This window comes from Streptomyces sp. NPDC034670, assembly GCF_055574875.1.
The window spans coordinates 1-18,388 of record NZ_JBVITR010000066.1 but is presented as its reverse complement, the minus strand read 5'-3'; the positions used below and the strand labels follow the sequence as shown (position 1 = coordinate 18,388).

General features: G+C 73.1%; 16 protein-coding genes. 8 read left to right on the top strand and 8 right to left on the bottom strand.

Going from position 1 to position 18,388, the window contains the following annotated elements; all coding sequences use genetic code 11:
• Window positions 1-105: 105 nt before the first annotated feature.
• Window positions 106-663, top strand: a complete 558-nt coding sequence (frr, locus tag ACZ56B_RS29670; RefSeq protein ID WP_468797172.1) for a ribosome recycling factor — start codon at window positions 106-108, stop codon at window positions 661-663.
• Window positions 663-1,787 (top strand): phosphatidate cytidylyltransferase, encoded by a 1,125-nt coding sequence (locus tag ACZ56B_RS29665; RefSeq protein ID WP_468797169.1) that lies wholly within the window; start codon window positions 663-665, stop codon window positions 1,785-1,787. Before frr ends, ACZ56B_RS29665 begins: the two co-directional genes overlap by 1 nt.
• A 91-nt stretch (window positions 1,788-1,878) precedes the next feature.
• Here the strand turns inward: ACZ56B_RS29665 and ACZ56B_RS29660 are convergent, their stop codons facing one another.
• Together ACZ56B_RS29660 and ACZ56B_RS29655 are read right to left on the bottom strand one after the other, a co-directional pair.
• Window positions 1,879-3,159: a PP2C family protein-serine/threonine phosphatase gene (locus ACZ56B_RS29660; RefSeq protein ID WP_468797166.1), complete on the bottom strand. Its 1,281-nt coding sequence runs from the start codon at window positions 3,157-3,159 to the stop codon at window positions 1,879-1,881.
• Window positions 3,160-3,360: 201 nt separating this feature from the next.
• Window positions 3,361-3,714, bottom strand: a complete 354-nt coding sequence (locus tag ACZ56B_RS29655; protein WP_468797163.1) for a hypothetical protein — start codon at window positions 3,712-3,714, stop codon at window positions 3,361-3,363.
• Between the two features lie 389 nt (window positions 3,715-4,103).
• Between ACZ56B_RS29655 and rlmN the strand changes: the two genes are divergently transcribed.
• The 4 genes from rlmN (at window position 4,104) to ACZ56B_RS29635 (ending at window position 9,229) form a co-directional block, all read left to right on the top strand.
• Window positions 4,104-5,210 carry a dual-specificity RNA methyltransferase RlmN gene (rlmN, locus tag ACZ56B_RS29650; RefSeq protein WP_468797160.1) on the top strand — a complete coding sequence of 369 codons (1,107 nt, stop codon included), beginning with the start codon at window positions 4,104-4,106 and terminating at the stop codon, window positions 5,208-5,210.
• A 240-nt stretch (window positions 5,211-5,450) separates the two neighbouring features.
• A complete protein-coding gene (locus tag ACZ56B_RS29645) occupies window positions 5,451-6,527 on the top strand; it encodes a thiamine ABC transporter substrate-binding protein (protein WP_468797157.1) in 1,077 nt (358 codons plus the stop codon).
• Window positions 6,503-8,209, top strand: a complete 1,707-nt coding sequence (locus tag ACZ56B_RS29640; protein WP_468797154.1) for an ABC transporter permease — start codon at window positions 6,503-6,505, stop codon at window positions 8,207-8,209. The genes ACZ56B_RS29645 and ACZ56B_RS29640 overlap by 25 nt, the downstream gene beginning before the upstream one ends.
• Window positions 8,210-9,229 (top strand): ABC transporter ATP-binding protein, encoded by a 1,020-nt coding sequence (locus ACZ56B_RS29635; RefSeq protein WP_468797151.1) that lies wholly within the window; start codon window positions 8,210-8,212, stop codon window positions 9,227-9,229.
• A gap of 316 nt (window positions 9,230-9,545) precedes the next feature.
• Here the strand turns inward: ACZ56B_RS29635 and ACZ56B_RS29630 are convergent, their stop codons facing one another.
• The 6 genes from ACZ56B_RS29630 to ACZ56B_RS29605 all read right to left on the bottom strand — a co-directional run bounded on the left by ACZ56B_RS29630 (window position 9,546) and on the right by ACZ56B_RS29605 (window position 15,480).
• On the bottom strand, window positions 9,546-10,253 hold the full coding sequence (locus ACZ56B_RS29630) for an LAETG motif-containing sortase-dependent surface protein (protein WP_468797220.1): 708 nt from the start codon (window positions 10,251-10,253) through the stop codon (window positions 9,546-9,548).
• Between the two features lie 274 nt (window positions 10,254-10,527).
• The gene (locus ACZ56B_RS29625) at window positions 10,528-10,935 is read right to left on the bottom strand and encodes a VOC family protein (protein ID WP_468797148.1); all 408 of its coding nucleotides are present in this window, start codon (window positions 10,933-10,935) and stop codon (window positions 10,528-10,530) included.
• Between the two features lie 107 nt (window positions 10,936-11,042).
• Window positions 11,043-12,449, bottom strand: a complete 1,407-nt coding sequence (locus ACZ56B_RS29620) for a hypothetical protein (protein ID WP_468797145.1) — start codon at window positions 12,447-12,449, stop codon at window positions 11,043-11,045.
• Window positions 12,431-13,180 carry an ABC transporter ATP-binding protein gene (locus tag ACZ56B_RS29615; protein WP_468797142.1) on the bottom strand — a complete coding sequence of 250 codons (750 nt, stop codon included), beginning with the start codon at window positions 13,178-13,180 and terminating at the stop codon, window positions 12,431-12,433. The genes ACZ56B_RS29620 and ACZ56B_RS29615 overlap by 19 nt, the downstream gene beginning before the upstream one ends.
• A gap of 405 nt (window positions 13,181-13,585) precedes the next feature.
• The gene (locus ACZ56B_RS29610; protein WP_468797139.1) at window positions 13,586-14,959 is read right to left on the bottom strand and encodes an aspartate aminotransferase family protein; all 1,374 of its coding nucleotides are present in this window, start codon (window positions 14,957-14,959) and stop codon (window positions 13,586-13,588) included.
• Window positions 14,960-14,961: 2 nt separating this feature from the next.
• A complete protein-coding gene (locus tag ACZ56B_RS29605) occupies window positions 14,962-15,480 on the bottom strand; it encodes an Lrp/AsnC family transcriptional regulator (protein WP_468797136.1) in 519 nt (172 codons plus the stop codon).
• Between the two features lie 211 nt (window positions 15,481-15,691).
• Between ACZ56B_RS29605 and ACZ56B_RS29600 the strand changes: the two genes are divergently transcribed.
• On the top strand, window positions 15,692-17,131 hold the full coding sequence (locus ACZ56B_RS29600; protein WP_468797134.1) for a gamma-aminobutyraldehyde dehydrogenase: 1,440 nt from the start codon (window positions 15,692-15,694) through the stop codon (window positions 17,129-17,131).
• 616 nt (window positions 17,132-17,747) lie between these two features.
• Complete coding sequence (locus ACZ56B_RS29595; protein ID WP_468797131.1) at window positions 17,748-18,236, top strand: hypothetical protein; 489 nt, start codon at window positions 17,748-17,750, stop codon at window positions 18,234-18,236.
• The last annotated feature ends 152 nt before the right edge of the window (window positions 18,237-18,388 follow it).

Here is an 18,388-nt window from a genome sequence, read left to right as displayed (position 1 = left end):
GTCCCGCCGGTCGGGAACCGTTCAGGAAGAAGACGCGACGCAACAGCCGGCCGCCGCCCCACGGGAACCGCAGCCGGGCCTACTCAAGACACGCAGGAGCAAGTGGTGATCGAAGAGACCCTCCTCGAGGCCGAGGAGAAGATGGAGAAGGCCGTCGTGGTCGCCAAGGAGGACTTCGCCGCGATCCGCACCGGCCGTGCGCACCCGGCGATGTTCAACAAGATCGTGGCCGACTACTACGGCGCGCTGACGCCGATCAACCAGCTGGCCTCGTTCTCCGTGCCCGAGCCGCGCATGGCCGTGGTGACGCCGTTCGACAAGAGCGCGCTGCGCAACATCGAGCAGGCGATCCGCGACTCCGACCTGGGCGTCAACCCGAGCAACGACGGCAACATCATCCGGGTGGTGTTCCCCGAGCTGACCGAGGAGCGCCGCCGCGAGTACATCAAGGTCGCGAGGGCCAAGGGTGAGGACGCCAAGGTCTCCATCCGCGCCGTGCGCCGCAAGGCCAAGGACGCCATCGACAAGCTGATCAAGGACGGCGAGGTCGGCGAGGACGAGGGCCGTCGTGCGGAGAAGGAACTCGACGACACCACCGCGAAGTACGTGGCCCAGGTGGACGAGCTCCTGAAGCACAAGGAAGCGGAGCTCCTCGAAGTCTGATGAACGACTCTTCCTGGGGGACGCCGCAGACCGGGTACTGGGGGCCGTCCGACCACGGGCCCGGCCAGGGAGCTGTCCCGGCGGGTCCCGCGTACGATGCGCACCACGCACAGCAGACTCGCCCCATGCCCATCGTGCCCGACGTACCCGAACACGGCGGAGACCAGGAGGCCGGCCCGGGGGCCGCTCGATCGAGCGGTCCTCCGTTCCGGGACGAGCCGACGCGGGCCCGCCCCCACCCGGGGGAGGTGCCGCAGAATCCGGAGCCCATGCCCGACGCCCCGCAGCCGGCTCCCGCCCGGCAGAAGAAGAGCGCGGGGCGTGACCTGGGCGCCGCGATAGGCGTCGGCGTCGGACTCGGCGCGGTGATCGTCGCGTCGCTGTTCGTCGTCAAGGCCGTCTTCGTCGGAGTGGTCGCCGCCGCCGTGGTGGTGGGCCTGTGGGAGCTGACCACGCGGCTGAAGGAGCGCAAGGGCATCCGGGCGCCCCTGGTGCCGCTCGCGCTCGGCGGCGCGGCCATGGTCGTCTCCGGGTACCTCCGGGGAGGCGAGGGCGCGTGGGTCGCCATGGCGCTCACCGCACTGGCGGTACTGGTGTGGCGCATGACGGCGCCCCCCGAGGGATACCTCAAGGACGTCACGGCGGGTGTGTTCGCGGCGTTCTACGTGCCGTTCCTGGCGACCTTCGTCGCCATGATGCTGAGGGCGGACGACGGGCCCTGGCGCGTGCTGACGTTCCTGCTGCTGACGGTCGTGAGCGACACGGGCGCGTACGCGGTCGGCTGGCGCTTCGGCACGCACAAGCTCGCCCCGCGGATCAGTCCCGGCAAGACCCGCGAGGGCCTGCTCGGCGCGGTCGCCTTCGCGATGGCGGCGGGCGCGCTGTGCATGCAGTTCCTGATCGACGGCGGAAGCTGGTGGCAGGGTCTGCTGCTCGGCCTCGCGGTCGCGGCCAGCGCCACGCTCGGCGACCTGGGCGAGTCCATGATCAAACGAGACCTGGGCATCAAGGACATGGGCACGTTGCTGCCCGGACACGGCGGCATCATGGACCGGCTGGACTCCCTGCTGCCGACGGCGCCGGTGGTGTGGCTGCTCCTCGTCCTCTTCGTCGGGGCGGGCTGACCCCCCCCACGGTCGTTCCACGGTGCCGAAGGGGCCCGTCCCACCGGGACGGGCCCCTTCGGCGCGTCCGCTCCGGCCGGTGCGTCCGGACCTACTCGGCGGGGTGCGGCCGCGGTGCGGGAGCGGGAGCGCCGAGCGGGGCGTGCTCCCCGTCGGCACGAGGGGCCCTCGGCGGGGCGTTGCGCGTGCGACGGCCGTCCGCCGCCGCGTGGTCGGCCGGGGCGCGGACGGGGGAGCGGCGCAGCGCCACCAGGGCGATGTCGTCCACGAGCCGGGCGCCCGCGTACCGCCGCAGATCGGCGTGGAGGGCGGCCAGCAGGGCCTCCGGCTCCTTGTCCGTCCAGCGCCGCACCCGCTCGGCGAGCGGATAGAAGGCGCCCGACTTGTCGCGGGCCTCGGTCACCCCGTCGGTGTGCAGCAGCAGCGTGGCCCCGGGCGGGATGACGGCCGTGTCCACGACGAGTTCGTCGGCGCCCAGGTCGCCCAGGCCCACCGGTGGGGCCGGGACGGTCGGTTCGAGGGCCGTGACCCTGCCCTCGTGCAGCAGCAGCGGTGCCGGATGGCCCAGGTTCACCAGCCGGACGCGACCGTCGTCGGACAGGTCGGCCGCCACACCGGTGACGAACGACTCGGCCGCGAGACGACCGGCGGGACGGACGCCGGGGTCCGTCGCGGCGGACTGCTCCTGGACCTCCTCGCGGAACGCCGCCTCGATCTCGCCGACGGTCTCGTCCAGCGGGAGGCCGTGCCGCGTCGACCGCCGGAAGCTGTTCAGCACGCAGCTGACCATCTCCAGCGAGGCCAGCCCCTTGCCCTGGACGTCGCCGACCAGCACCCGGGTGTTGTGCCCGGACCGGGCGACGCCGTAGAGGTCACCGCCGACGGCGGCCTCCTCGTCCGCCGCCAGGTACAGCGAGGCCACGTCGAAGGGGCCGGCCCGGCGCGGCAGCGGGTGGAGCAGCACCCGCTGGGTGACCTCGGCCACCCAGCGGGACGCGGCCAGCCGGCGCTCCCCGCGCACCCGTACCGCACTGGCCGCCACGGAGGCCGCGCCGATCAGCACCATGGTGACGAGCTGGACGGGGAAGTTGACGGTGTCCAGTTGGTGGTTGGCCGCGGAGGCCACGAGCGTGCACGGGAAGGTCGCGGCGAGCACCGCCAGGACGCGGACGGGGGCGCAGAAGATCGCGGCGAAGGCCGGTGCCGCGACCATCAGGGGACCCAGGCGCACGTCGGGCCCCAGCAACAGGTCCACCAGCAGCAGGACCACCGGCAGGAGGCAGAAGGCCGCCGTCAGGGCCGCGGGGCGGTGCCAGATGCCGGAAGCGGTCAGCCTGTCGACGACGGTCCGCACTCCGATCACCTCCCGCACCGGTACTCCCGCGCGCCGCGGCGGTTCCTCCCCCTCGGGGAACGGACCACGGACTCCGCCCGATCAGGGCCTTCTGTCCCTTGTCTCCGCAATTATGTACGTATATGAGTCTCTGTGGTGCGCGGAGCAGGGAGCCCGGCCGGCCCGGGAGCCGCGGTCCCGTCCGGGAGGCAGCCGGCCGGGGCGGGGCTCCCGGCGGCGTCAGTCCTCGCCCAGGGCCTCGCGGGCCGACCTGAGGAACCGGTCCTCGCAGCGCCGGTACTCACCGTAGGCCTGGTCGTACTCGGCTCTGTGCGGGCCTCTCCCGTCCGTCAGGGCGGACAGCGCGTGGTGCACCAGAACGGCCCTGAAGCACAGTTCGGACGCGGCTCGGGAGACCTTCTCGGGGCCGTCGATCTCGATGCCGCGCGTGGCCTCCTCCACGTCGTCCAGGGCCGTGCGCGCGTCACTCCGGATGCCGTCCAGCAGGTCCCGGCGGACGGCACCGTCCGTTTCCCGGTCGACCTGGGCCATGCGCCAGAGGGCCTTGGAGAACCCGCTGACACACCTGGTCATGTCGCGGTACGACTCCCGCCGGCGCTGGTTCGTCGCCTCGACCTGACGGACCTCCGCCTCGACCCGGGCCTGGGAGCGCGCCCCCCCCAGGTGGCGACCAGACTGGCCGCGATGGCCGTCACCGCGGTCAGCCCGGCCACCCACAAGCTGTCGTCCCCCACACACGCAGTGTTGCACGGAGGTCACCGGGCAGCGGGCGGTTCGGCCGCACGGGTGGGCGCGCCGACGTGGCCGGGGCCGGGGGCGAGTGCCCTGCGGCAGGGGGACGGTCTCCCGTTCCCGGACCGTCCGCGGGGCGCCGGTGACACCCGGTGACGACCGTCGGCGACAGGTGCCCCGGGAACAGCAGCCGCAGGTCACCCGAGTGGATCTGCGACACTGGTACCACCATGCCCAAGCCCGGAGAACTCACTTTCGCCGCGCCGCGCGGAGCCAAGAAGCCGCCGCGGCACCTCGCCGACCTCACGCCCGCCGAGCGCAAGGAGGCGGTCGCAGCGGCCGGTGAGAAGCCGTTCCGTGCCAAGCAGCTCTCGCAGCACTACTTCGCGCGGTACGCGCACGACCCGGAGCAGTGGACCGACATCCCGGCCGGTTCCCGGGCCCGGCTGCGGGAGGCGCTGCTCCCCGAGCTGATGACGGTCGTCCGGCACCTGTCGACCGACCAGGGCACCACCCGCAAGACGCTGTGGAAGCTGTTCGACGGCACGCTCGTCGAGTCCGTGCTGATGCGCTACCCGGACCGGGTGACGATGTGCATCAGCTCCCAGGCGGGCTGCGGCATGAACTGCCCGTTCTGCGCCACCGGACAGGCCGGGCTGGACCGGAACCTGTCCACCGCGGAGATCGTGCACCAGATCGTGGACGGCATGCGCGCCCTGAGGGACGGCGAGGTGCCGGGCGGGCCCACGCGGCTGAGCAACATCGTGTTCATGGGCATGGGCGAACCGCTCGCCAACTACAACCGGGTCGTGGGGGCCATCCGCCGCCTCACCGACCCCGAGCCGGACGGGCTCGGGCTGTCGCAGCGCGGGATCACGGTGTCCACGGTCGGCCTCGTCCCGGCCATCCACCGGTTCTCCGACGAGGGCTTCAAGTGCCGCCTCGCCATCTCGCTGCACGCCCCCGACGACGAGCTGCGCGACACCCTCGTCCCCGTGAACACGCGGTGGAAGGTGCGCGAGGTGCTCGACGCCGGGTTCGCGTACGCCGCCAAGTCCGGGCGGCGGCTGTCCATCGAGTACGCGCTCATCCGGGACATCAACGACCAGGCCTGGCGCGGCGACCGGCTCGGCCGGCTGCTCAAGGGCCGGCCCGTGCACGTCAACCTCATCCCGCTCAACCCGACGCCCGGCTCGAAGTGGACCGCCTCCCGGCCCGAGGACGAGAAGGCGTTCGTGGAGGCGATCGCCGCCCACGGCGTACCGGTGACGATCCGGGACACCCGTGGCCAGGAGATCGACGGGGCCTGTGGTCAGCTCGCCGCGAGCGAGCGGTAGCCTGACCGGCGTCAGGACAACTTCATAGACGAGAATCAGACACGCACATCTTCATATTCCGACAGGGGAGCGCCACAGCGCTGAGAGTGCGGCACCGGCCGCAGACCCTCCGAACCTGGCCCAGGTCATTCTGGGTAGGGAGATCGGTCGCCACTCGAGCTGTTGCACCCTGCCCGGGACGCCTGTGAGGGGTCCCGGGCAGGGCCGCGTCTCTTCCTGGTCACCCCCAGGAGGGATCCAGTGAGCATCACCAAGAAGGTCACGGTCCTGGCCGTCGGGCTGGGCCTGGTCACCGTGTCCGCCTGCGGCTCGTCCGACGGCGACGGCCCGGGCGGCGGCGGGTCGAGGACCGTGACCCTCGTCAGCCACAACTCGTGGGCCGCGTCCGAGGAGGTGGTCGCCGCCTTCGAGAAGGAGTCCGGTTACCGGCTCAAGGTCCTCGAGGACGGCGATGCCGGACAGGCCGTGAACAAGGCGATCCTGACCAAGGACAACCCCCAGGGCGACGTCTTCTTCGGCGTCGACAACACCCTGCTGTCCCGCGCCCTCGACCACGGACTGTTCCAGCCGTACGAGGCGGAGGACTCCGGCTCCGTCCTCGCCGAGTACCGCGTCGACGGGCACCGGGTCACGCCCGTCGACACCGGTGACGTCTGCGTCAACTACGACAAGGAATGGTTCGGCGAGCGGGGGCTGACCCCGCCGAAGACCTTCGACGACCTGATCAAGCCCGAGTACAAGGACCTGCTCGTCACCGAGAACGCCTCCACCTCCTCGCCCGGCCTCGGCTTCCTGCTCGGCACCGCCGCCGAGTACGGCGACGACGGGTGGCAGGACTACTGGAAGAAGCTCAAGGCCAACGGCGTGAAGGTGGTCGGCGGCTGGGAGCAGGCCTACAACGAGGAGTTCACCGGCTCCGCCGGCGGCAAGAAGGCCAAGGCCGACCGGCCGCTCGTGGTGTCCTACGCCTCCTCGCCGCCCGCCGAGGTGATCTACGCCGACCCGAGGCCGGACACCGCGCCCACCGGTGTGGCGGAGGGCACCTGCTTCCGCCAGGTCGAGTACGCGGGCCTGCTGAGCAACGCGAAGAACCCCGAGGGCGGCAAGGCGCTGCTCGACTTCCTGGTCGGCAAGCGGTTCCAGGAGGACATGCCGCTCAACATGTTCGTCTACCCGGTGCGGGAGGACGCCCGGGTGCCCGAGGAGTTCACGCGGTTCGGGCCGCAGGCGAAGGAACCCCGGACCATGGACCCGGCGAAGATCGCCGACCACCGTGACCAGTGGGTCAAGTCGTGGACCTCGCTCGTCCTGAAGTGACGCGGATCGGAGCGGGCGGGGCCGCGCGGGCGGGCCGCGCGGCGGCCGGACGGCGCGGGAACGCGGCGCGGCTCGGTCTCATGGCCGTGCCCGTCGCGTTCTTCGCCGTCTTCTTCGCCTACCCCGTCGCCGCGATCGTCGCGCGCGGACTGAGGGTCGGCGGGACCTGGCAGCCCGGGCGGATCGGGGACGTCCTGGCGCAGTCCGACGTCCGGCAGGTCCTGTGGTTCACCACCTGGCAGGCGCTGGTCTCCACCGCCCTGACCCTGCTGGTCGCCCTGCCCGGCGCCTACGTCCTCGCCCGCCTCGACTTCCCCGGCAGGCAGCTGCTGCGGGCCGTGGTCACCGTCCCGTTCGTGCTGCCGACGGTGGTCGTCGGGACGGCGTTCATGGCGCTCGTGGGACGCGGCGGGCTCCTCGACGAGCTGTGGGGGGTGCGGCTGGACACCACCGTGTGGGCGATCCTGCTCGCGCACGTCTTCTTCAACTACGCCGTGGTCGTCCGGACCGTGGGGGGACTGTGGGCGCAGCTCGACCCCCGGCAGGAGGAGGCCGCGCGGATGCTCGGCGCCTCGCGGTTCGCGGCCTGGCGGACCGTCACCCTGCCCGCGCTCGCGCCGGCCGTGGCCGCCGCCGCGCTGATGGTCTTCCTGTTCACCTTCACCTCCTTCGGCGTGGTGCGGATCCTCGGCGGGCCCGCCTTCTCCACCCTCGAAGTGGAGATCTACCGCCAGACCTCCGAGATCTTCGACCTGTCCACCGCCGCCGTCCTGACGATGATCCAGTTCGTCGCGGTGGGCGCGATCCTCGCCCTGCACGCCTGGACGGTGCGGCGGCGGGAGGCCGCGCTGCGGCTGGTGGACGCCTCGGCGACCGCGCGCCGACCGCGCGGCGCCGGGCAGTGGGCGCTGCTCGGCGGGGTCGTGGCCACCATCGCCGTACTGCTCCTGCTGCCGCTCGCCGTGCTGGTGGAACGGTCCTTCGCGGGCGCCGGCCTCGGCTACTACCGGGCACTGACCCGCGAGGACGGGGGAGTGTTCCTCGTGCCGCCGATCGAGGCGGTCGGCAACTCGCTGCGGTACGCGGTGGCCGCCACCGCCATCGCCGTGGTGATCGGCTCCCTCGCCGCCGCCGCGCTCACCCGGCGGGACGCGGGGCGGCTGGTGCGCGGGTTCGACGCGCTGCTGATGCTGCCGCTCGGGGTGTCCGCGGTGACCGTCGGCTTCGGGTTCCTGATCGCCCTCGACGAGCCGCCGCTGGACCTGCGGGCCTCCTGGATCCTGGTGCCGCTCGCGCAGGCGCTGGTCGGCGTCCCGTTCGTGGTCCGGACGATGCTGCCGGTGCTGCGGGCCGTGGACGCACGGCTGCGGGAGGCGGCGGCCGTGCTCGGGGCGTCGCCGTGGCGGGCGTGGCGGGAGGTGGACCTGCCGATGGTGCGGCGGGCGCTGCTGGTCGCCGCCGGGTTCGCCTTCGCGGTGTCGCTGGGCGAGTTCGGGGCGACGGTGTTCATCGCGCGGCCCGACAACCCGACGCTGCCGGTGGCCGTGGACCGGCTGCTGGGCCGGCCCGGCGACCTCAACTACGGCCAGGCGATGGCCCTGTCGACGATTCTGATGATCGTGTGCGCGGTGGCGCTGCTGGTGCTGGAGCGGCTGCGGACCGACCGGACCGGGGAGTTCTAGATGCTGCTGAGCCTGGAGGGCGCGACCGTCCGCTTCGGCGGGCGGGCGGTGCTGGACGCCGTCGACCTGGAGGTCGCCGAGCACGAGATCGTGTGCGTGCTCGGACCCAGCGGCAGCGGCAAGTCGACGCTGCTGCGGGTGGTGGCCGGGCTGCAGCCCCTCGACTCCGGACGGGTCGTGCTCGACGGCCGCGACCAGGCGGGGGTGCCCGCGCACCGGCGCGGGGTCGGGCTGATGTTCCAGGACCACCAGCTGTTCCCGCAGCGGGACGTCGGCGGCAACGTGGCCTTCGGACTGCGCGTGCGCGGGGCGTCGCGGAGGGAACAGGACGGGCGGGTGGGGGAGTTGCTGGAACTCGTCGGACTGCCCGGAGCGGCCGGGCGGGCCGTCGCCGCGCTGTCCGGCGGGGAGCAGCAGCGCGTGGCGCTGGCCCGCGCCCTCGCGCCCAGCCCCCGGCTGCTGATGCTCGACGAGCCGCTCGGCCAGCTCGACCGCTCGCTCAGGGAACGGCTGGTCGTCGAACTGCGGGAGCTGTTCGGCCGGCTGGGCACCACGGTGCTCGCCGTGACCCACGACCAGGGGGAGGCGTTCGCGCTGGCCGACCGGGTGGTGGTGATGCGGGACGGGCGGATCGCCCAGTCCGGCACGCCCCTTCAGGTGTGGCAGCGGCCGGCCGACGCCTTCGTGGCCCGCTTCCTCGGTTTCGAGAACGTGGTCGAGGCGGCGGTGGACGAGACGGTCGCCGTGACGCCCTGGGGCAAGGTCCCCGTGCCACAGGACTCCCCGCAGGGGACGCGGCCGCTCCTCGTCCGGCCCGCCGGTGTCCGTCTGGTGCCGGCCGCCGCGGGCCTGCGCTGCACGGTGACCGCGCGCACCTTCCGGGGCACCCACGTCGCCGTCCGCCTCCAGCCCGAGGACGCGCCCGTGCTGGAGGCGGCCTGCGCGCTCAGGGCGGCGCCGGAGGTCGGGGACGAGGTCGGGGTGGAGTTCGACGCCGCCGAGATCGTGGTGCTCGGGTGAGCGCCGCCCACCCGGGGCGGGCGGCACGACGCGCCTCGCGCGGGACCGCCGCCGCGCCGGGGCGCCCGTCGGGCGGGGTGGCCGCGAACGCCCTCCGCGCTCCGCTCGCCTCCGTGCCGCCCGCCTCCCACCCCCGGTGCCCCGCCTCCGGCGCGTCGAGCGGCGGCCGGGGGTGGGAGGCGGGCGGGCCGGGCGGTGCCGGAGCCCTGGCCGGAGCGGTCGGCCCCCGGCCGAACCGCCGGGAGGGGGCGGCCCTTTCGCAGCACGGCGGCCCGCCCCCGGCGGGGACGGGCCGCCGCGTCACCTCCGGGTGAGGTCAGTCGTCGCTCTTCGCCCCCCGGCGGCGCATGCCGAGGAAGACCGCGCCGCCGCCGAGCGCGACCAGCGCGGCCGCGATGCCGACGATCAGGCCGGTGCGGGAGCCGGCGCCGGTCTCGGCGAGGTTCGACTCACCGGCCGGGGACGGCACGTTGTTCGCCGTGTCCGCCGCAACGGTGCCGCCGCTCTCCGCCGCCGACGGGGCCGGCGGGCCGGCCTCCTCGGCCGGGGACGGGACGGAGTCCGGCGGAGCGGAGTCCGACGGGGTGGACGCGGGCTTCGAGGCCGGGGGCTTCTCCCCGTCCTTCCCGCAGGCCGTGGCCGGGGTGACCAGGTTCGGCTCGATGTCCTCGTCCACGTGGGGCACGGCCTTGACGTGGACGCGGTACTCGGCGTTCGGCTCCCAGGCCTCCTCGAAGGTGATGGTGGTGCCTTTGCGGGAGCCCTTGACTACCTGCTCGCCGACCTTCTTCACGTCGGCGCCGTTGTTCTCGAGGAACACGCTGACGGTGGCGGGGACCCCGGCCGGGTCCACGTCGGTGACGGTGATGACGCCCTGGTCGCCTGCACACTCGGCCTCGACCGAGAAGTCGTCGATGGTGCACGCCGCCGCGCTGCCGGCGGCGCCGAGCGCGAGCGCGGCCGACGCGGAGACGACACCGAGGACGCGCACGCTGCGCGCGACGGTGCGGCGGGATACGGACAGAACTGCCACGTTTGTCCTTCGTGAGAGATGCGCGAATGCGGGGGGTGGAGGGAGTGCTGACGGAACATCACCACTCCGGGAAGCCCCCAGATCTATAAGCGCCGCATAAGGAGTGTCAACGCGTGTGCCCGCCGCGGGCCGCGGCTTTGCCTTCTTGTTAACCGGTCCGAGGTTTCAACGCCTCCAGGACCTGGGGCCCGGTCCGCCGGGGCGGCCCCCCGCGGGGCGTGGGCGGGACCTGTCCGCGCCCGCCCGTGCCGGGCCCGCCCGCCCCTCAGCCCCGCACGGCGGCCGGGTCCGTCCACACGACCTCCCAGGTGTGACCGTCGAGGTCGTCGAAGGCCCGGCCGTACATGAAGCCGTGGTCCTGGGTCTCGCCGCTGACCGAGCCGCCCGCGGCGACGGCCTTCTCCACCAGTTCGTCGACCTTCTCGCGGCTCTCGGCGCTCAGGGCCAGCAGTACCTCGCTGCTCTTCCTGGCGTCCACGATCTCCTTCCTCGTGAACTCCGCGTACTTCTGCCGGGTGAGCAGCATCGCGACGATCGTGTCGCTGATCACGACCGACGCGGCGGTCTCGTCGCTGAACTGCGGGTTGATCGAGTAGCCGAGTTCCGTGAAGAACTTCTTCGACGCGTCGAGGTCGTCGACGGGCAGGTTCACGAAGATCATCTGCTGGTACATGGCGGGGTCTCTCCCATGGGTTCCGTGTTGTTCGAGGGGTGGACCCGGGGGCCGCGCGGAACTCATCGGTCCGACGAGCATCCGTTCGAGGATTCCCCCGACGGGTCTCAGCGGGTCGGCAGCCACGCCGACAGCCCGGCCACGACCAGGGTCAGCGGCCCGAACAGGGCCAGGAGGGCGACGGCGCGGAGCACGGCGGCCCTGCGCAGGACCGTGGGCGGCGCCCCGAGGCGCAGCAGCGCGGCCGTGGTCCCGGCACGGGCGTGTCTGGCCTCGACGGCCGCCGTCAGCAGGGTCGCCGCGGTGCAGCCGGTCACCAGCAGCACCCCGAGCGCGGTGAGCGGACCGGCGGACGGCTCCCCGGGCCCGTTCAGCGAAGCCAGGGCGTACGTGGCCGACCACACCGCGCAGACCACCCCCAGCGGGCGGCCGATGCGGGCGGCCTCCGCCATCAGGATCCGCCCGGCCAGCAGGCGCAGGGCACCCGGGCGGACCACCTGGAGCAGCAGCCCGCACAGACGGGTGAGGCCGGGACCGGTCAGGGCGAGACCGACGGCGGTCAGGGCCAGCCCGGCCAGCGCGCCGGGCCGGTCGACGGCCGCGCCGCCGGAACCCGCGGGGCTCGCGAGGGCCTCCACGGACAGTCCCACGGCCAGCACGGTGATGCCCCAGGGGAGGGACAGCGCCGGGCGGCCGGGGGCGGCCGGGGCGCCGGCGGACGCCGCGGCCCCCGCCGGGTCCCCGGGGGCCCCTTCGGGGCCGCCGGGGACCGCCTCGGGACCGTCGGGGAGCGTCGCGGTGACACCGGTGACCGCTCCGGGGCCGCCGGGGCCGCCTTCCCGCCCCTCCTCCCGCGGCGCGCCGGCCGCCCGCCGCCCGCGTGCCGCCGGCCCCAGCTGCTTGCCGAACCGTCCGTACGCCCCGAAGGTCTCCAGCCCCGCCGGGCGCCGGGCCGCGCCGAGACGGCCGTACGCCTGCGCGGTGCGGGACGCGCCCGCCGCCGGTGCGCGCGGACGCAGCGCCACCGCCACGGCCGCCGACGCGCCGAGCGGCACCAGGGCCAGCAGCGTCAGGGCCGCCGGGAACGGCAGCGGCCGGCCCGCCGCGAGGAAGTCCGCCGCGGCGCCGTCGAGGGGCACGCCGACGAGTCCGCGGCGCAGCAGCAGGAAGGCCATCAGGGCGAGCAGCGAACCCAGCGCGCAGGACAGGGCCGTGGCCGTCGCGGAGAGCGCCATCAGACGGCCCGGGCCCAGGCCGGCCGCCGACAGGCCGGGCCGGGGCCGGGTGCCCGGGTCGGTGCGGGCCACCGCGACCGCGAGGTACACGGTGGCCGCCATCGGGGCCGCGCACCAGGCCAGCCGGAGCGCCGAGGCGGACGGTGCGCCCGGGTGGGCCAGCGCATGGCCGAGGGCGCACAGGAGCAGGAAGCCCGTGCCCGCCGAGGCGGCCGTCACCAGCAGGCGGCGCAGCCGGACGGCGGGGCGGACGCCGTGGGTCAGACGGAGAGCGAGCACGCGGCCCGGCCCTCCGTCTCGGCGGTCCCGGGGACCGGGGGCAGGTGCAGGGTGCGTACGCGCCGGCCGTCGAGCAGCGACACCGTGCGGTCGGCGACGGCCGCGGTGTCCGGGTCGGCGGTCGCGAGGACCACCGTGATGCCGTGCGAACGGGCCGCCGCGGTGAGGGTGCGCAGGACGTGCCGGTGGTCGGCACGGTGCAGCGGGGCGGTGGGGTCGTCGGCGAACACCACCGAGGGCGCCGGGGCGAGGGCGCGGGCGACGCACACCCGCTGCCGCTCCGCCTGGACCAGCTCGTCCGGGTGCTTGCGGGCCTTGTCGCCGATGTCGAGGCGTTCCAGCCACTCCATGGCGGCCGTCTTGGCCCGGCGCCGTCCGGTGCCGCGCATCATCAGGGGCAGGGCGGCGTTCTCCCAGACGTTCAGCTCGGGGAGGAGCACCGGGTCGGGGTCGATCCAGCCGAAACGGTCCCGGCGCAGCTGCTCCCGGGCGGCGGGGCCCATGGTGTGCACGGGCACGCTGTTGAACCAGACCTCGCCGCTGCGGGCGGGCACCAGACCCGACAGGCAGCGCAGCAGTGTCGTTTTGCCACTGCCCCGCGGGCCGCTGACGGCGAGAATCTCGCCCTCCCGGACGCCGAGCGAGACCCCGCTCAGTCCGGGAGAGCCGTCGTCGTGCCGGAAGTGCAGGGCACGTGTCCAGAGCACGTCGTTGTCCGGTGGGGCCTCCATGGGCGTACACCTCGGTTCAGATCAGGAAGTGCCGTGCTGCGTCCCCCGTACGGGGGAACGAGAGCGCGGGCCGCGGGTCACGGTCTCGGTTCCGCGTAGGGTTGTGCGTCGTGGGCAGCGCGTCGCGAGAACCAAGCACGTGCTGCCTCCTGGGCGTTGTCACCGCCCGGGCTGGTCTCGACCCGGCCGGTGTTGATCGCGTGGGACTCCGCTGCTCGCCGAGCAGCCGAGCAGCGTGAGCCAGGAAGCCCCGCCGTCCAGAAGGAGCGGAGTCAGAGGCACGCTAGGCAGACCGACGCACGGGGCCGGACAGCCACGCGGCCCCGGGCCGCCGTTTCTCACTCGAACGGGCGGCACCGGGGCCGTGAATGATCATTCCAGCGGAAGATCACAGTCGTCGGCGGCTCACAGCTTCGTCCACGCCTCCGACAGGGTCGCGCGCAGGATCTGCTCGATCTCGTCGAAGGTCCCCTGGTCGGAGATCAGCGGCGGGGCGAGCTGGACGACCGGGTCGCCGCGGTCGTCGGCACGGCAGTACAGGCCGTTCTCGAACAGCTTCTTCGACAGGAAGCCGTACAGGACCCGCTCGGTCTCCTCCGCGTCGAAGGACGCCTTGGTGTCCTTGTCCTTGACCAGTTCGATGCCGTAGAAGAAGCCGTTGCCGCGGACGTCGCCGACGATCGGCAGGTCGTACAGCTTCTCCAGGGTCGCGCGGAAGGCGCCCTCGTTCTCCAGCACGTGCCGGTTCAGGCCCTCGCGCTCGAACAGGTCGAGGTTGGCCAGGCCCACCGCGGCCGACACCGGGTGACCGCCGAAGGTGTAGCCGTGCAGGAAGGTGTTGTCGCCCCGGTAGAACGGCTCGGCGAGCCGGTCGGAGACGATGCACGCGCCTATGGGGGAGTAGCCCGAGGTCATGCCCTTGGCGCAGGTGATCATGTCCGGGACGTAGCCGAACTTGTCGCAGGCGAAGGTCGTGCCGAGCCGGCCGAAGGCACAGATGACCTCGTCGGAGACGAGCAGCACGTCGTGCCGGTCGCAGATCTCGCGCACCCGCTGGAAGTAGCCGGGCGGGGGCGGGAAGCAGCCGCCGGCGTTCTGCACCGGCTCCAGGAAGACCGCGGCGACCGTGTCGGGACCCTCGAAGAGGATCTGCTGCTCGATCTGGTCCGCCGCCCAGCGGCCGAACGCCTCGGGGTCGTCGCCGTGGATCGGAGCCCGGTAGATGTTGGTGTTGGGCACCTTGTGCGCGCCGGGGACGAGGGGCTCGAACGGGGCCTTCAGGGCCGGCAGCCCGGTGATGGACAGGGCGCCCTGCGGGGTGCCGTGGTAGGCCACCGCGCGGGATATGACCTTGTGCTTGGTCGGCTTGCCGGTCAGCTTGAAGTACTGCTTGGCGAGCTTCCAGGCGGTCTCCACCGCCTCGCCGCCGCCGGTGGTGAAGAAGACCTTGTTCAGGTCGCCCGGCGCCTCGTGCGCCAGCCGCTCCGCGAGCTCCACGGCCTTGGGGTGGGCGTAGGACCACACCGGGAAGAAGGCCAGTTCCTGCGCCTGCTTGGAGGCGGTCTCGGCGAGCTCCGCCCGGCCGTGCCCCGCCTGCACCACGAACAGGCCGGCGAGACCGTCGAGGTAGCGCCTGCCCCGGTCGTCGTAGATGTGGGTGCCCTCGCCCCGGACGATGGTGGGGACGGGGGAGTTCTCGTACGAGGACATGCGGGTGAAGTGCATCCACAAGTGGTCGTACGCGGTCCGGCTGAGGTCCTTGGGGCTGTCGGTGGTCACGGTTATCGGGTTCCCCACATGTAGGTCTGCTTCTTGAGCTTGAGGTAGACGAAACTCTCGGTGGAGCGCACGCCGGGCACGGCCCGGATGCGTTTGTTGATGACCTCCAGAAGGTGGTCGTCGTCCTCGCAGACGATCTCGACCATCAGGTCGAAGGAGCCCGCGGTCATCACCACGTACTCGCACTCGTCCATGGCGCTCAGCGCGTCGGCCGCGGCCTCCACGTCGCCCTCGACGTTGACCCCGACCATCGCCTGGCGCCGGAAGCCCACGGTGAGCGGGTCCGTGACGGCGACGATCTGCATCACGCCCTGGTCCAGCAGCTTCTGGACGCGCTGGCGCACGGCCGCCTCCGACAGGCCCACGGCCTTGCCGATGGCGGCGTACGGCCGGCGGCCGTCCTCCTGGAGCTGCTCGATGATCGCGAGGGAGACGGCGTCCGGCTGGGGGCCGCCGCCGTTCCTGGACTCGCGGGAGTCCCTCGGGTCTGCGCTTCGACTGGCCACGGGGTCACTGTGCACGACGTATCGACAGTTTCGCAAGGCTCATTCGATGAAATTCGTTGTCACCGGGGTTTCAGTTTGCGGATTTCGCAGAGGCGGGGCGGGCGGGGGTGTTGAAAACGTCAGGGGTCGGTCTAGGGTGGGTGTCTCAGAGGCTGGACACCTCCGGCCCCTCTCGACACCTCATCGACACCTCGGACACCCACAAGGAACACCAGGAGGGCCTGCAGTGAGCACCGAGCTGCGTCGTCTGCGCAACTACATCGGCGGGGAGTTCCGGGACGCCGCCGACGGACGGACCACCGAGGTGGTCAACCCCGCGACCGGCAAGGCGTACGCGACCGCTCCGCTGTCCGGGCAGGCGGACGTGGACGCCGCGATGGCGGCCGCCGCCGAGGCCTTCCCCGGCTGGCGCGACACCACCCCGGCCGAGCGGCAGAAGGCCCTGCTGAAGATCGCGGACGCCTTCGAGGAGCGGGCCGAGGAACTCATCGCGGCCGAGGTGGAGAACACGGGCAAGCCCGTCGGGCTGACCCGCACCGAGGAGATCCCGCCGATGGTGGACCAGATCCGCTTCTTCGCGGGCGCGGCGCGGATGCTCGAGGGCAAGGGCGCCGGCGAGTACATGGAGGGGCTGACCTCCTTCGTGCGCCGGGAGCCGATCGGCGTCTGCGCCCAGGTCGCCCCCTGGAACTACCCGATGATGATGGCCGTGTGGAAGTTCGCCCCGGCGATCGCCGCGGGCAACACGGTCGTCCTGAAGCCCTCGGACACCACCCCGGCCTCCACCGTCCTGCTCGCCGAGATCCTCGGTTCGATCCTGCCCAAGGGCGTCTTCAACGTCATCTGCGGCGACCGCGAGACCGGCCGCATGATGGTGGAGCACGAGATTCCGGCGATGGCGTCCATCACCGGCTCGGTGCGCGCCGGCATGCAGGTCGCCGAGTCCGCGTCCAAGGACCTCAAGCGCGTCCACCTGGAGCTGGGCGGCAAGGCCCCGGTCGTGGTGTTCGAGGACACCGACATCGCCAAGGCCGTCGAGGGCATCTCCGTCGCGGGCTTCTTCAACGCCGGCCAGGACTGCACGGCCGCCACGCGCGTCCTCGTCCACGAGTCGATCCACGACGAGTTCGTCGCGGCGCTCGCCAAGGCCGCCGCCGACACCAGGACCGGCATGCCCGACGACGAGGACGTCCTCTTCGGCCCGCTCAACAACCCCAACCAGCTGGCGCAGGTCGAGGGCTTCATCGAGCGGCTGCCCGCGCACGCGCGGGTGGAGGCCGGCGGCAAGCGCGTCGGCGAGCAGGGCTTCTTCTACGCGCCGACCGTCGTCTCGGGCCTGAAGCAGGACGACGAGATCATCCAGAAGGAGGTCTTCGGCCCGGTCATCACCGTCCAGTCCTTCACCGACGAGGACCAGGCCGTCGAGTACGCCAACGGGGTCGAGTACGCCCTGGCCTCCTCGGTGTGGACGAAGGACCACTCCCGTGCGATGCGCATGTCCAGGAAGCTCGACTTCGGCTGCGTGTGGATCAACACCCACATCCCGCTGGTCGCGGAGATGCCGCACGGCGGCTTCAAGAAGTCCGGCTACGGCAAGGACCTCTCGGCGTACGGCTTCGACGACTACACGCGTGTCAAGCACGTGATGACGTCGCTGGACGCGTAGGCGCTCCGCCGGGGCGGCCGGTGAAGTCCTGAACGGCGTACGGGTTCCCGGCCGTTCCGGGGCCGCGGGCCGGCTGCGGCCGGTCGTGCCCGCGGCCCCGGAGCCGCACACGTCCACGGCCCCGGGCCCTCACTTCTGAACACGTTCCATGCCTGCGTGCGCTGTCGCCGTGGGCGACGGAGCCGCCCTGCCCGGCCGCCCTGCCCGAGGGCGCTCGCGCCTGGCCGGTGTTCTTCGTCGTCCGCCCGGTGCCCAGTGGCGTCACGGTCTTCCCCCGGGGCACGAACCGCGCCGGACCGGGGACCTGTCGCGGTCCCCGACGGTGCCGGAACCGGTGCCGGAACACCTCTGCGCCCTCATGGACGGATCGAGCGGGTACGGGACGGCCTCGACACCATCGACGCCGGGTCCCCCTCCCTCCTCCTCGGCACCGACCGGCCCGCCTTCGCCCACCTCGTGATCGCGGTCGCCCTCCACGGCCCCACCGCGGCGACGGCCGCGTGAGAGGCGGAAGGTGGCGCGTTGCCGCCGTTGACCGCCCTGCCCGCCCGTGACACGGTCGGCCTTGCCTCCGGCAGGACCGGCCGGGGACGAGGTCTGCGGGAGGGGACGGACGATGACGGCAGTGGGGCGCACCGGAGCGGGACGGCGAGGGCTGGGGGTCTGTGTCGTGCTGACGGCGGCGGTGGTCACCGCGGTGGCCGCGGGACCGGCGGCGGTCGCGGCGGGCGGCCCGTCGGCCACCGCGCCGGCCCCGGCGCCGGCGGGCGTGCCGAGCGATCCGACACCGCAGGAGCAGGAACGGCTCAGGGAGGTGGCCGGCGCGATCTGGACTCCGCAACTGGCCGCCGGATGGAACATGAACGCCGAGGTGGCCGGCGTCCTGTCCACGGCCACCGGGGAGATCCTCCGGTGCAGCGAGGCGTTCTCCCTCGTGCCGCGCCCGCCGGGCTTCGTCCCCGGTCTCGGCTACCTCGTCACCTACTGGAAGAACCTGCGCGACTACTTCCTGGCGGTGAAGGACAACCGGTCCTACCGGGCCTGTGTCGTGACGACCGCGGCCAACTACCGTTCGGCGGTCGAGATGGCCTCCATGGGCATCTGAACCCGGGCCGGGGGGGGGGGGGGGGGGGGGGGGGGGGGCGGGGGGGCGGGGGGGGGGGGGGGGGGGGGGGGGGGGGGTGGGGGGGGGGGGGGCGGGGTGGGGGGGGGGGGGGCGGGGGGCAGGGGGCGGCGGTGGCGGAGAGGGGGGGTCGG

Excerpts from the sequence above, each read along its gene's own strand:
- ACZ56B_RS29665 (WP_468797169.1), top strand. The coding sequence starts at position 663 with ATGAACGACTCTTCCTGGGGGACGCCGCAGACCGGGTACTGGGGGCCG.
- ACZ56B_RS29655 (WP_468797163.1), bottom strand. The coding sequence starts at position 3,714 with ATGACCAGGTGTGTCAGCGGGTTCTCCAAGGCCCTCTGGCGCATGGCC.
- rlmN (WP_468797160.1), top strand. The coding sequence starts at position 4,104 with ATGCCCAAGCCCGGAGAACTCACTTTCGCCGCGCCGCGCGGAGCCAAG.
- ACZ56B_RS29635 (WP_468797151.1), top strand. The coding sequence starts at position 8,210 with ATGCTGCTGAGCCTGGAGGGCGCGACCGTCCGCTTCGGCGGGCGGGCG.
- ACZ56B_RS29625 (WP_468797148.1), bottom strand. The coding sequence starts at position 10,935 with ATGTACCAGCAGATGATCTTCGTGAACCTGCCCGTCGACGACCTCGAC.
- ACZ56B_RS29615 (WP_468797142.1), bottom strand. The coding sequence starts at position 13,180 with ATGGAGGCCCCACCGGACAACGACGTGCTCTGGACACGTGCCCTGCAC.
- ACZ56B_RS29595 (WP_468797131.1), top strand. The coding sequence starts at position 17,748 with ATGACGGCAGTGGGGCGCACCGGAGCGGGACGGCGAGGGCTGGGGGTC.